This is a genomic window from Streptosporangium sp. CA-135522 (assembly GCF_050949235.1).
Classification (GTDB): Bacteria; Actinomycetota; Actinomycetes; order Streptosporangiales; family Streptosporangiaceae; genus Streptosporangium.
Genome location: NZ_CP192026.1, coordinates 8,392,015 through 8,404,998 on the forward strand (window position 1 = coordinate 8,392,015; position 12,984 = coordinate 8,404,998).

Here is a 12,984-nt window from a genome sequence, read left to right on the forward strand (position 1 = left end):
ATGCAGCCCGATCCGAGCCGGGAACGTCCCGATCACAACATCGCCATGTGGGGCGCTCCCGGCAGCGGCAAAACCACTCTGCTGGCGGCGTTGTTCATCGCCCTGACCAAGAGCAACGACGACTGGAAGATCATCGGATCCGACCCCGCGTCGTCGGACTACCTGATCGAGAAGACCAACGCCCTGTTGCAGGGCAAGGTGTTCCCCGAGGCGAGCATGACCCTGGAGCGCTACCACTGGACGCTGATCGGCCCCACTCTCCGCAAGCCCGGCTTCTGGGGCAGGAAGGCCAAGCCGGGGCCGCCGGCCCGGATAGGCATCGGCATGATCGACGCTCCCGGAGGGTTGTTCGGCACGGGACGGCGTCCGGCAGGCGGCCCGAGCGCTCCGGACGGCTCGGGAGACCCGCGTCGGCAGGAGCTGCTGGACAACCTCGAGCGGAGCCGGGGCATCGTCTTCCTCTTCGACCCGATCAGGGAGTTCACCTTCGGGGACGCCTTCGACCACATGCACGCCCCGCTCACCCGGCTCGCCGAGCGGATGCTCGCCGCCGGCGAGTTCACCGACGGGAAGCTGCCGCACCACATCGCCGTGTGCGTCACCAAGTTCGACGACCCCCGGGTGCTGGAGACGGCCGAGAAGCGAGGGCTGCTCACCGTGGACGTCGACGATCCGTACCGGCTGCCCCGGGTGACCAGCGAGGACGGACGGGAGCTGTTCCGCGAGCTGTGCCAGGTGTCGGCCAGCGGCAACGCCGACATGGTGCTCAAGGCGCTCGACCGGTTCTTCCACCCGGATCGGATCCGCTTCTTCGCCACGTCCTCGATCGGCTTCTACGTGGACCGGCGCATGAAGCGTTTCGACTGGGACGACTTCCAGAACATGGTTCCCGGAGAGGCGGACGAGGACTCACGCATCCGGGGGCAGCTGCATCCGATCAACGTGGTGGAGCCCATGCTCTGGCTGGGGCAGCGGCTCGCCGCGATCCGGCCGACGACGGAGGCCTCGTGACCAGCCGCGAGATCGGATTCGAGTGGGCGCTGGAGGGGAAGCGGCCCGGCGCCCACGACGACTACGAGCTGCTCTCCTGGAGCGACGACCGCCTCGGGCCCGAGGTCTTCGAGGAGATCAGGAGCAGGTACGCCACGGGTCTGTCGGCGGATCTGCCCCAGGTGACGATCGCGGTCGCGGCGACCAGGGAGCGCGAGCGGGTGTCGCACCACATCGTGCTCGCGGCCCAGGAGTGGTCCGGGCACCGGGACGCCACCAACCGTAAGATCGTCTACACCCGCTGGTTCTACGTCCCGTACCAGGAGCTGGCCGTCCATCAGGTGTCCTACGAGGCGCTCTACCACGCCCTCACAGGCCTGCCGGCGACCCCGTCCCCTCCCCTGGTCGTACGCGTGCCGGAGTTCGACCCCGCGGCCCTCGCCCCCGGACCGGACGCGCGGTGCGCCGCCGCGCTGCTGCTGACCGGGCGGCCCGTCTGCGTGGTGGGCGCGGACAGAGTTCCCATGATCGAACGGTTGCGCTTTCTGGACACCGTCGCCGCGCTCCTGCCGTACGGCATGCGGACGAGGTTGACCGCGGCGACCTGGACCAGCAGCACGGCCCGGCACAAGATCAGGCTGTCCTTCGCGCGGCACGCGCCGGAGAACGCCTACGAGGTGCGGTGGGGCCACGGAACGGAGATCACCTGGCGGGACGGCCGGGCGAACGTGTGCCTGGGCCTGCTGGCCCGGCCCGAGGTCCGGATCGCGGACATGCTGCGGGGGCTCGCCGGGCTGACCGATCCGCTGTCGTTCGGCCCCGAGGACCTGCCGGACGCCGCACGGCTGCTCGAAAACTCCGGCTCCGGGCTGCTGCGCTCCGGCGCCACCGGCGTGTGGTGGAAGCCGAAGCACCCGGGCGCGGAGGATCCCCGGGCAGAGGGCCCCGATGCGGACACGGACGTCGTGGCTGGGCATCGAAATGCCTTGCCCGGCCCCAGCGCGCCCGGTTTCGAGGATCGTGAGCCGGTTCCGGGAGGAGGAGGCACCGGCGAGGGGTCAGCCGTACACGCACCCGGTGCGACGCCCGATGCCGTGCCCGAGAGCCGGGCCACGCCCGCCGCGGCGACCGTGCCCTACCGGCCGAAGGCCGCCGCGAGCCCGGCCTCGGGCGCCGTGCCGCCCTCGATGCGGACCTCGCTCGGCGGGCTGGAACAGGCCGACCGCGGGAGACGGTCCCTGCCCGGCTTGAGCCTGCACGGCAAGATCGCCGTGGTCGTGGCTTTCGCGACGCTGGCCATCACCTTGATCGGCACCGGTGTCGTCGCGATGCTGCACGCTCCCGGCGGCGATCCCCTCGTTGAGGGGGACGCGGCCGGGACGGAACCGGGCACGGTCGTCGTCCAGGCCCCGTCCGGGCGGGAGGACGCGTTCGCCAGGAACGTCGTGGCCGAGGTCGCCCGGCGAACGGGCTACCGGTTCGAGATCCGGCTCCGCGACGACCCCACCGCGGCCGCGCCCGTCGCGGAGCAGGCCGTGGTCCTCGTGAAGATGCCTCCCGCGGATCCCGCCCTCCCGGGCGCCCTGCCGACGCGGCCGGCGAATCCGCTGGCGGCGCAGGGGTTCTCCGCGGTCGCCACCATCCCGGTCCCGAACCGGGACGTCCTGGTCTACGACACCGGTCAGATCAAGCCGGAGAAGTTGACGGCGGCCTTCGCGCATCCGGACGATGAGGTCCGGATCTCGGTGCCGGACGCCTCCCAGGAGGGATCCTCCAAGGAGCGGCCTGAGCAGATCCTGCGGCAGCGCCATCCCTGGCTGCGTCTGGAGACCGTCCCGGCGCTCGACCCGCTGCGCGCCCTCCGGGACAAGACGGTGCAGGCCGCCATCGTGCCCCGCGAGGCCACCCGCGACAGCGGTTATCCCCGATCGGAAGCGCTCGCCGGGCTGCCGAGCCGCTCGCTGCTCGTTCTGTGCAACCAGGCCGATGGCCGCAAGCTGTGCGACGCGCTGGACACGGTCGCCCGATCCATCGACCCCGGCAGGCTGGCGTCGGAGGACTTCGACTCCCCGGTGACGGCGGCCGTCCGGCTGGTCGAGTCGGCCCTGCCACCACCATCCGGCGCCGTCCCCCAAGCCGGGGACCAGGAAAGCGACCGGGGGCAGGACTCCCTCTGGCCCGCCCTCTCCCTGGTCGCCGTCGGGGGCGCCGCCGGGTTCCTGGCCCTCCTGCTGGCGATACGGCTACCGGCCAGGATCGAGCCGCCCCCGCCGTCCGCGCCGGCCTCGCCCGGCCCCTGACCAAGCGGCTGCTGCCCACGCGGCTCCTGACCGCGCGCCGCCCTGTCGCCCTGTCGCCCTGTCGCCCTGTCGCCCTGTCGCCCTGTCGCCCTGTCGCCCTGTCGCCCTGTCGCCCTGTCGCCCTGTCGCCCTGTCGCCCTGTCGCCCGTAAGGCTGCACGACCTCCGCCATGGAGCGGCGACCCTCGTCCTCGCCGCCGGGCACGACCTTGAGGTCGTCCAATGAAAGTCCAATGAAAAAGAGCCCAGGTCGGCTGTGCCGACCTGGGCTCTTTCGCTGGTGCGCCGCCAGGGACTCGAACCCCGGACCCGCTGATTAAGAGTCAGCTGCTCTAACCAACTGAGCTAGCGGCGCGTGAAGCCCTTGAAGAATAGCGCACTTCCCGGACGGCTTCGAAACGAAGAACGTCGAACCGTTAAGGTAGAACAACATTCGGTCCTGCACTGGGAGTGCACATGTGGTTCGCCTCGCCCGCCGACGTCCGGGAGCGGCTCGACGCCGTGGACTACCTCGCCGACGACTCCATCGCGACCTCGGTGTTCCTGGCCGGGGCGCTGGGCAAGCCGCTGCTCGCCGAAGGGCCGGCCGGGGTGGGCAAGACCCAGCTCGCCAAGGCCGTGGCGGCGGCGACCGGGGCCTCGCTCGTCCGGCTGCAATGCTACGAGGGGCTCGATGAGGCTCGGGCGCTGTACGAGTGGAACTACAAAAAGCAGCTCCTGCGGATCCAGGCCGGCAACGGCCAGGACTGGGACGCCACCCACGACGACATCTTCACCGAGGAGTTCCTGCTGGAGCGGCCCCTGCTGCGGGCGATCCGGTCCGAGACCCCGACGGTCCTGCTGATCGACGAGACCGACAAGGCCGACGTCGAGGTGGAGGGACTGCTGCTGGAGATCCTCTCCGACTACCAGGTCACGATCCCCGAGCTCGGCACGATCACCGCCGTGCGCAGGCCGTACGTGGTGCTGACCTCCAACGCGACCCGCGAGCTGTCGGAGGCGCTCAAGCGGCGCTGCCTCTACCTGCACCTGGAGTATCCGACGCCGGAGCGCGAGCGCGACATCGTGCTGGCGCAGGTGCCCGCGATCGAGGCGAGCCTGGCCGAGCAGCTCGCGCGCACGGTCGCCACGATGCGCACCCTGGAGTTGAAGAAGGCGCCCTCGATCGCCGAGACCGTCGACTGGGCCAACACGCTGCTCGCGCTGGGCCGTACCGAGCTGGACGAGGCGACGGTCGGCGCCACCCTCGGGGTGGTCCTCAAGCACGCCTCCGACCAGACCCGCGCGCGCAAGGAGCTCGCGCTGTGAGCGTGACCCGCACCGGAAACCCCGTGACCCGCCCGGTGAGCGCCGTGATCCGCGCCGTGGTCTGTGGCATGGTCCATACCGCGAGCGGTCGGACCGGTGGGGCGGGAGGCCGGACATGAGCCTCCTCGACCGGCACGTCGCGTTCGTGCACGCGCTGCGCGGGGCCGGTTTGCCCGTGTCGCTCGCCGAGGGGCTGGACGCGGCGCGGGCGCTACAGGTGATCGATCTGGGCGAGCGGGAGTCACTGCGCGCCGCCTACGCCGCGACCCTGGTCAAACGGCCCTCACACCGGCCCGGCTTCGACACGCTCTTCGATCTGTGGTTCCCCGCCTCGACCACCGGCCTGTATGGCTCGCACCCGGAAGACCCGGAAGACGGCCCGGACGGCCCGAACGTCCCGGACCTGGAGACCGCCGGGGTCGCCGAGCTCCGCGAGCTGCGGGACCGGCTGGCCGAGCTGTTGCTGGGCGCCGACGGGATGAACGAGTTCGCCCGGGCGATGGTGGAGCGCTTCGGCCGTCAGCCCGCCGGCCCCGGGCGGCAGAACTGGTTCTCCTACTCGGTGCTGCGGGCGCTGTCCCCCGAGACGCTCATGGCCCGGCTGCTCGCCGAGGTGCTGGCCGGCCAGGAGCGCGGAGGCCTGGCGGAGAAGGTGGCCCGGCAGCGGATCGGCGAGAACACCCGGCGGTTCGAGGACGCCGTCTCCACCGACGTGCGCCGCCGCATCGCCGAGGACTCCGGGATCGAACGGATCGCGCGCTCCGCCGTACGGCCTCCGCTGGAGCAGCTCGACTTCCTCCGGGTGACGAAGGCCGACCTGGCCAGGCTGCGCAGGGAGGTCCACCCGCTGGCCCGCCGCCTGGCCGCCCGGTTGACCGTCAAACACCGGCACGGCCACCGGGGCCGCCTGGACTTCCGCCGGACCGTGCGGGCCTCGCTGTCCAGCGGCGGGGTGCCGCTGACCACCTTCAACAAGCCGCGCCGCCCGCACAAGCCCGAGCTGGTCGTCCTCTGCGACGCCAGCGACTCGGTCGCCTCCTTCGCCCACTTCACGCTGCTGCTGACCTACGCGCTGCGCGAGCAGTTCACCAGGGTCAGGGCGTTCGGCTTCGTGGACACCGTGGACGAGATCACCCGGTTCTTCGTCCCCGGCGCCGACGTGGTGGAGGCGATGACCCGGCTGACCCGGGAGGCCGACATGGTGCGGTTCGGCCGGACCAACTACGGCAACGCGCTCGAACGGTTCGCCGAGCGCTACGGCGACGCCATCGGGCCCAAGACGTCTCTGCTGATCCTGGGCGACGCGCGTTCCAACTACCAGCCGCCCGCGCTGGAGACGCTGAGACGCCTGAGCGGGGAGGCTCGGCACGCCTACTGGCTCAACCCGGAGCCGGTGAGCCAGTGGGACACCGGCGACTCGCTGGCCACGGCCTACGGCGCGATCGTCCCGATGCACGAATGCCGCAACATCGTCCAGCTCGCGGCCTTCATCGAGGAACTCGCCTGATATCGAAGAACGAGGTGTTCTCCGACGCCCGGCTCAGCGCGATGTCTTTCGGGCAAGTCCCGTTGTCGGCAAAGGGCGGCCTTCTACACTGGAGCCATGAAGTTCGACGACGACGCCTTGGACAGTGCTTCCGGAGAGCACCTCGACGAGCCCCGGCTTCCCAGGCACCTCGCGGCGCTCGTAGGTGCGCTTCACGGACCATCAGATCTCGGCGTGCATCATGACAAACGCTCAGCCTGACCTCCAAGTCTTGGATGAGGCTACGCCTGTGTGGTCACCTCAGGCATCACGGTGCCGTGAACCCGCCGGAGATACTCCATCGCATGTTCGGTCGCAGGGTCATGATTCAACCTGTCGCGGTAGAAGTGGAGGCGATCCTCACAGTCGTCGATGATCTCGCTCCAAGTCCTCGCCCAGATGCGGACGCCGCCCTCCCACTCGGCGATGCAACCCGGTGGGCGGTTCGGGGCTGTGGCATCTCGCCGGACGACGTCGTCCATCTCTGTGGAGAGAACCCAGAAATCCCAAGCGACCCGGGCATCCCTGAACTGGGGATCACTGACAACGGCCTGGGCATAACTCTTGATCTGGCCGACCTCGGTCTGGCCGATCTTCACCTTGGGAGCCTTGAGCTCGACCACCAGGTGTTCCCTGCCGGAACTTCCGCGATGAGCCCTGCCCAGCAGGAGGTCGACGATCCCCTGCCGGCCGTCCTCTCTACGCACCGGATCGGACTGGCCGCCCTCCGGCTCCCGGCCCAAAGCCTTCAGATGACGGTCGAGCACGGCGTCCAGGCTCTGGTCGCTGACCATCAGCCCGTACGCGTCCCCGAAGATCCATGTCTCGCGCTCAAGGATTTTGTGTAGTTCGCTCCGCTCCTTGACCGTTCTGCTGATCTCCGGTTCGAAGACGAGCTTCTTTAGCGCGGCGACGAAATCCAGCCGGTCGGCCACCTGCCCGGTCGCTTTGATCACTTCGGAGAGACTCGTCCGCTGGAGAAGACGCTTGAGCTCTTCCTGCTCTGACTGCGGCAGACGGAACAGTTCGTCCAACATCGGATACAGACCGTTGGGGTCATGGGAGATGATCTCCCGGAGGAGCCGGAGAGTAGTCTTCCGGCTCTGCTGCGAACCAGGGAGACGGCGTGCGATCGTGGTCGCGACCTCGTCGAACATCTGGCGTTCGACCGCCTGTGCGGGCTCAGTAGGCTCCTTCGGATAGGGATAGACCTCCTCGCGCTTCCACTCCTGGATCAGCCGGGCTCGGCGCTCCCGGTCACGCTCCTTGAAGTGCCCCCGTAGCGTTTCCCGTGCGGCCTCAAGAAGGCCCGCGATCTCATCCATCTCCGCCAGCGGAAGATCGCTCCGCCGCTCGACGAACCCGTCCCACAGGAGATAAGCCGTGAAGTGATATCCCGGCGCCTGAATCCCCGGCGGAACCTCATCCAGCACGACGCCGCTGGCATCACAGAGGGCGAGAACCCGGCCGACGTCCTTGGGCCATTCGATGACGCGGAGCAGCGGATCCGCATGTCCGCTAAGGTCCGGCCACGGCACTGGATACTGCGCCATGTCAGCCCAGACAGTGGCCGGGTCGAGCAGCTTCCCCTGGTAAGTGATGCTCACATCGGGATTCGCAGCGAGAAACGGAGCGAAGGTCGAGGCGAGCTGCTGAGCCGTGTCGTCCTGGACCAAGCGGGTGACGAAGTCCGCCGGGACCAGCGCCTCAACTCGCGTTCCAGGCGAGTCGTTCACATGATCCGGCTCGGAAATGTCGAAATCCGCCGGCCGATCGATCGCCCCGCTGATGACCGTGCGCTCGACGCGACCGTCGAGCGCCTGCGCGACCGTGATCCAGCGCACCTGCTCACCCAGGGCGAACGCGCGGAGCCTCCCTTGCCCGCTGCGGCCGTGCAGGCCACGTTTCAGCTCGGGCGAGACCTTGGCCTTGATCTTCCATGAGCCGCCCAGGCCGCCAAATAATCCTCCGCAGGAGGCATTGGGCATTCCGTGGCCGTTGTCGGTGACGCTGACCGACTCGACTCCGCCCAGTTCGTTGATGTCGATGGCGACGCTGATCTGACACGCTTCGGCATCCAGCGCGTTCCAAATCATCTCCACGACCGCGCCCACCGGGTCCTTCAGGCGGGCAAGACGGAGGAGGTGATCTGGTTTGGCCTCGATGTGTACCTTACGCACGCAGTCACTATCCCAGACCACCTGCGGAAACACGTGGGATCACCGGAAACATGTCTGAAGCCGCCGTCGGCAACGGCGGGGCAGGGCGGTACGCGCGTGTGAACGCCTCACCCGGTCTGCAGACGTAATGCACCTCGACATCCGGCGGCGTCCCCGGTCCTCCTTCCATTTCCTGGCCACCTATGCCGGGCGGGACCTGCCCCCGGCGGCCTGTGTCCCAGGCGATCAGGTCAGACGGTCGAAATCTCCGGCCTTGACGCCGCCGACGAAGGAGCGCCACTCGGCGGGGGTGAAGAGCAGCCTGGGACCATCGGGATCCTTGCTGTCGCGGACCGCGACCACGCCCGGCAGGTTGTCGGCGACCTCGACGCACTGACCTCCGTTGTCCGAAGAACGTGAGGACTTCCGCCACACGGCGGCGCTCAGGTCCATTCCCGCCTCGCTTCCTCGATCATTTTGAGGGACATACGGTCAGGGTAAGCCCACCGGCGTATCGCCTCATAGCGGTTCCATATCGAAGCCACATAAATAGGGTCGGCCGTAACCTGCCCCTCCACCGGAGAGTCCGCGTGAACGGTGTCCGGCTGCCCGTTCGGAAGCTCAGCGATCATAAAAGGACCGGCCAGTCCGGCCATGCACTCTGGATCAACGACCTGAATGGAGATTTCGGGCCGCTGAGCGACTTCCAATAGATAGGCGAGCTGCTCGCCCATCACTTGCGAGCCGCTGACCTTACGGCGTAGCACTCCCTCGTCGATGAGAACCAGGAGAAGAGGAGAATGCTCCTTGTCGAGGATTCGCCGACGGCGCATACGGGCTTGGACACGTTCCTCCACCTCGTCGGGAGTAGCTCGGGGGCCGTGGCTGAAAAGGTGCCGGGCATAGGACTCCGTCTGTAGCAAGCCCGGGATCAGCAGTGGGTCCCACGACCGTAGAACGAGGGCGTTGGGCTCGATCTCCTCGACCCAGTTCGCGAACCAGGCAGGGCTGCCCGGGCGGGCGACGATGCGCCGGTGCATCCCGGCGAAGAACGCGCTGCCGTCCGAGCCGAAGAGCCGGTCCAGCCGCTCGGCGTCGGACTTCGACGGGGTCCGGGTGGCGGCCTCCAGACGACTCACCTGGGTCTGGGTGCATCCCAGACGGGAGGCCACGGCGGCCTGGGAGAGCTGGGCCTCCTCTCGCAGGCGACGCATCTCGGCGCCGAACCGCACGCGGGGGGACCCGGGGTCGGGAAAAGGCTCGACACTCATCGCATTCATCCCCAAAAAGAGAAAAACGGACTTCCTGCTACGACGGAAATGCCAGAAGCCGGTTTGGACAAACCGTGGACCGTCATCACCAGCCATCCTCCGGCCTGCGGATATCGCCATTGTTTAACCTGCTCAAGGGCAATCTAAGCACACGCTTTCTCTTTCCGACAGGAAGGAAAAGAAAGCGATCTGAATTCCCGCCGAACAGGATCGAGACGAGTGATGCGCGATCAGGAATATGGCCTTTCCCGTTCCGCACGTGCCCAGCGGAAACCCCCGGACCCCACCACCACCACGGAGCAGCGGGAACGGTTCGTCCACCTGGTACGGCTCGGCTGGGACCTGCGCGCTCTCGGAGTCCGCACCTCGCTGGTCCTGCCGGTGAGCGGGCAGCCGATCCTGGAGGTCCACTCGGCGGCGGGAACCCTGGCCCGGATCACGGTCATCCGGCGTTACTGCGGCTGGGTGTTCACTTGGCGGCCGTGGTGGGCGCGCCTGTGGCCGCGGAGCGAATGGGTGCTGGCGACGGCCGACAACGCGGCCGACATCGTCATGGCGGAGGTGGGCGCATGAGATCGGAGGAGCGGATCAGGCCCCACGCTGTCCCGGAGATCCCTTGCACGGACGCGCGACACGGCTCGTGGCGCAGGGAGTTCCCCGGCGAGGTGGCGTCCGTACCGGCGGCCCGCGCCTGGGCACATGGATTGCTGGCCGTACGGCTCGCGCCTCCAGCGTTCGACGACGTCCTGCTGCTGCTGAGCGAGGTGGTCACCAACGCGGTCGCCCACTCCGACTCCGGCCGTACGGCGGGCGGCCGGGTGACGGTCCACATGACATTCGACCCCGGAGTGGTCCACGTGGAGGTGACCGACGACGGCTCGGCCACCAGCGCCCCCACCGTGCACGTGCCGGAAGCCGACGCCGACGGCGGCCGGGGCCTGTGGCTGGTCGATCTGCTCGCGACCGCCTGGGGATCGTCCCGTCACGACGACGAGGCGGGCAGGTCGGTCTGGTTCGAGGTGGCGGAACGGTGACGGATGGACGGGCGCGGTGTTGTTCTGATCCAGCTCGGGAGCGAATCCGACGACCGACAGCGGCAGCGCCGTCCGCTACGCGATCGAACCCTGATTTTTCCTGAAATCGTGGGAACCGCAGGTCCGCCCGGCGGCAATTACCGGTGTCACAGCAGAGACCCGAGAGGCATGAGATGCGACAACAGAGCCGGACGGACCTACCGCCTCCACTCGTGGCCACGTACACGGACCTCTACCCGGACATGGGCACGGACGCGGCCGACGACGCCACGGTGATCGCGTGGTCCCGGGATGAGCCTGAACGATTCGCCACGCTGTTCACCCGCCACGCGCCGGCGCTCAAGCGCTATGTCATCAGGCGGCTGGGCCAGGACCCCGCCGAGGACGTCGTCGCCGAGACCTTCGCGGCGGCCTTCCAGAACCGGGACTCGTACGACCCGGCTCGCGGCGACGCGCGGTCATGGCTCTACGGCATCACCACCAACCTCATCGGGCGGCACCGCCGCCGCGAGATCGCCCTGTATCGGGCGCTGAGCCGCACGGGGGCGGATTCAGTGACCGAGCCGTTCACCGACCAGGTCGACGAGAGAGTGGTGGCGAACGGCGCGCGGCGCAGGCTCGCCGCGGCGCTGGCGGGGCTCCCTCGGGGAAACAGGGACGCGCTGCTGCTTGTGACGTGGGCAGATCTCACGTACGAGCAGACCACGGAGGCGCTCGGCGTACCGGTGGGGACCGTGCGTTCGCGGGTCAGCCGGGCTCGAAGCAGACTTCGCCGGGCACTCGGTGACATCGATCCGACCGTATTCGAAGGGATGAACACGTGAGCGAGCTCGAACTTCTCAAGAAGCTGCGGGACGAGGTTCCGGAAAAGCCCGATGTGCGGGCCGAGGAACACCGGCTGCTCGCCGAGATCCGGGCGGACTCCTCCGCGCCCCGCCGCCGGTCGGCGCGGTCCGCGCCGCGCCTACATTGGGGGCTCTCCCTGGCCGGGGCCGGCGCGCTGGCCGTCGCCGTCCTGGCCGCGACCCGGTTCGGGGGAACCGTGGAACCGGTGGAGCGTCCGGTCGCGGTCCGGCCGCCTTCCGCGGCATCGGTGCTGGAGCGCGCCGCGCTCGTCGCCGCCAGCACCGAGGCCGCCGACATCCGCCCGGACCAGTGGATCTACATGAAGGAGTCGCAGCACTTGAGGGGGGATCTCCCGACGTTCGAGCACTGGGCCCGGATGGACGGAGAGGGGAACGCCGTCCGCGAGGGCGGCAGGCTGAAGATGGGCAAGGAGAAGGGCCCGACATACCCCGCCAAGACCCAGCGGGAGTTGGAGGGCTTCCCCACGGATCCGGACGCGCTGCTCGAGCACTTCCGCAACCTCCCGCAGGAGCTGACGCCGATGTCGATCTGCGAGCCGGAGTGCCCCGCGGGGACCGAGAAGGACGTCAAGGCCTTCGGGGCGATCGGGTGGTACATGAAGTTCGGGCCCATAATCCCTCCGGACACGGCCGCGGGGATGTACCGGGCCCTGGCGAAGATCCCGAATGTCACGATCGAGGAGAACGCCACGGACGGGGACGGGCGCAAGGGCATCGGCGTCGTCCTCGACCTGGGCGCGGCAGGCAAGGGTTACTACATCCTCGACCCCGGCGACTACCACTACCTCGGTGTGAAGGTCGTGAACGACGGCCAGACGAGCGCCATGTCCGTGCTGGACTCCGGCATCGTCGACAAGCCCGGCCAGACGCCCTGAAGCCGCCGCCCGGTCGCGACGGGCGCCGCCCGCCCGGCAGGTGAGCGCAGGATAGGGATCTGGTTATGCTGGAGTGGTGGTGAGGACCCGTACGGCGGCGGTCCTCATGACCGCCGCGTTGCTGACGACCGCGTGCGGAGCGCGGGGGTACGGCTCAGTCGGTGCGCTCCGCGCCGAGCCGTCGCCTTCGGCCGCGTCGTCTTCCGCCGCGGCGGTGACCGTTCCCGACGCGCTGAAGTTCACCGCCAGAACTCTGGACGGCAAGGTTTTCAAGGGCGAGAGCCTGGCGGGAAAGTATGTGGTCTTCTGGTTCTGGGCGCCGTGGTGCGTGGACTGCCATGACGAGGCGCCGGCGGTCAGGGCGGCCTCGGCGAAGTTCCATGACGTCGCCTTCATCGGTGTCGCGGGCCTCGACACCGAGGCGGCGATGAAGGAGTTCGTCCAGCGCACCAAGACCGGCACCATCGTGCAGCTCTCCGACGACAAGGGCGTGGTCTGGACCAAGCTGGGGGTCAGCGAGCAGTCCACTTACGTGTTCATGAGGCCGAACGGCTGGAACAGACGGACGTTGGGGCCGCTCACCACCGAAGAGCTGACCGGTTATGTCACGAAGCTACTGGCCGGCTAGCACGACGTCTCCGCCGGGATCGCTACGGC

13 protein-coding genes and 1 tRNA gene are annotated in these 12,984 nt (G+C 68.7%); 10 read left to right on the top strand and 4 right to left on the bottom strand.

Annotation, left to right across the window (positions count from 1 at the left end; translation table 11 throughout):
- Both ACQPYK_RS39555 and ACQPYK_RS39560 read left to right on the top strand, forming a co-directional pair.
- On the top strand, positions 1-1,011 hold the full coding sequence (locus ACQPYK_RS39555; protein WP_433243279.1) for a hypothetical protein: 1,011 nt from the start codon (positions 1-3) through the stop codon (positions 1,009-1,011).
- Positions 1,008-3,290, top strand: coding sequence for a hypothetical protein (locus ACQPYK_RS39560; protein ID WP_433243282.1), 2,283 nt, complete (start codon positions 1,008-1,010; stop codon positions 3,288-3,290). The genes ACQPYK_RS39555 and ACQPYK_RS39560 overlap by 4 nt, the downstream gene beginning before the upstream one ends.
- Before the next feature lie 277 nt (positions 3,291-3,567).
- On the opposite strand, the gene ACQPYK_RS39565 is transcribed toward ACQPYK_RS39560, so the two are convergent.
- A tRNA-Lys gene (locus tag ACQPYK_RS39565) sits at positions 3,568-3,644 on the bottom strand.
- Between the two features lie 101 nt (positions 3,645-3,745).
- On the opposite strand from ACQPYK_RS39565, the gene ACQPYK_RS39570 reads away from it, so the two are divergent.
- The 3 genes from ACQPYK_RS39570 to ACQPYK_RS39580 all read left to right on the top strand — a co-directional run bounded on the left by ACQPYK_RS39570 (position 3,746) and on the right by ACQPYK_RS39580 (position 6,344).
- Entirely contained in the window at positions 3,746-4,597 is an 852-nt protein-coding gene (locus tag ACQPYK_RS39570; RefSeq protein ID WP_433243285.1) for an AAA family ATPase, read from the top strand.
- Positions 4,598-4,712: 115 nt separating this feature from the next.
- Entirely contained in the window at positions 4,713-6,104 is a 1,392-nt protein-coding gene (locus tag ACQPYK_RS39575; RefSeq protein WP_433243288.1) for a vWA domain-containing protein, read from the top strand.
- Between the two features lie 96 nt (positions 6,105-6,200).
- Positions 6,201-6,344, top strand: a complete 144-nt coding sequence (locus ACQPYK_RS39580) for a hypothetical protein (protein ID WP_433243291.1) — start codon at positions 6,201-6,203, stop codon at positions 6,342-6,344.
- Between the two features lie 20 nt (positions 6,345-6,364).
- Here ACQPYK_RS39580 and ACQPYK_RS39585 read toward each other — a convergent pair whose 3' ends face one another.
- From ACQPYK_RS39585 to ACQPYK_RS39595, 3 genes are all read right to left on the bottom strand, one after another.
- Positions 6,365-8,302 (bottom strand): ATP-binding protein, encoded by a 1,938-nt coding sequence (locus ACQPYK_RS39585; RefSeq protein WP_433243294.1) that lies wholly within the window; start codon positions 8,300-8,302, stop codon positions 6,365-6,367.
- Positions 8,303-8,527: 225 nt separating this feature from the next.
- Positions 8,528-8,734 (bottom strand): DUF397 domain-containing protein, encoded by a 207-nt coding sequence (locus ACQPYK_RS39590; protein ID WP_433243297.1) that lies wholly within the window; start codon positions 8,732-8,734, stop codon positions 8,528-8,530.
- Positions 8,725-9,648 carry a helix-turn-helix domain-containing protein gene (locus ACQPYK_RS39595; RefSeq protein ID WP_433243300.1) on the bottom strand — a complete coding sequence of 308 codons (924 nt, stop codon included), beginning with the start codon at positions 9,646-9,648 and terminating at the stop codon, positions 8,725-8,727. The genes ACQPYK_RS39590 and ACQPYK_RS39595 overlap by 10 nt, the downstream gene beginning before the upstream one ends.
- A 126-nt stretch (positions 9,649-9,774) precedes the next feature.
- Between ACQPYK_RS39595 and ACQPYK_RS39600 the strand changes: the two genes are divergently transcribed.
- The 5 genes from ACQPYK_RS39600 to ACQPYK_RS39620 all read left to right on the top strand — a co-directional run bounded on the left by ACQPYK_RS39600 (position 9,775) and on the right by ACQPYK_RS39620 (position 12,955).
- Positions 9,775-10,125, top strand: coding sequence for a hypothetical protein (locus ACQPYK_RS39600; protein WP_433243303.1), 351 nt, complete (start codon positions 9,775-9,777; stop codon positions 10,123-10,125).
- The gene (locus ACQPYK_RS39605) at positions 10,122-10,586 is read left to right on the top strand and encodes an ATP-binding protein (RefSeq protein ID WP_433243306.1); all 465 of its coding nucleotides are present in this window, start codon (positions 10,122-10,124) and stop codon (positions 10,584-10,586) included. Before ACQPYK_RS39600 ends, ACQPYK_RS39605 begins: the two co-directional genes overlap by 4 nt.
- Positions 10,587-10,798: 212 nt before the next feature.
- A complete protein-coding gene (locus tag ACQPYK_RS39610) occupies positions 10,799-11,410 on the top strand; it encodes an RNA polymerase sigma factor (protein WP_433243309.1) in 612 nt (203 codons plus the stop codon).
- Entirely contained in the window at positions 11,407-12,327 is a 921-nt protein-coding gene (locus tag ACQPYK_RS39615; protein ID WP_433243312.1) for a CU044_5270 family protein, read from the top strand. Before ACQPYK_RS39610 ends, ACQPYK_RS39615 begins: the two co-directional genes overlap by 4 nt.
- Before the next feature lie 79 nt (positions 12,328-12,406).
- A complete protein-coding gene (locus tag ACQPYK_RS39620; protein WP_433243314.1) occupies positions 12,407-12,955 on the top strand; it encodes a TlpA family protein disulfide reductase in 549 nt (182 codons plus the stop codon).
- The last annotated feature ends 29 nt before the right edge of the window (positions 12,956-12,984 follow it).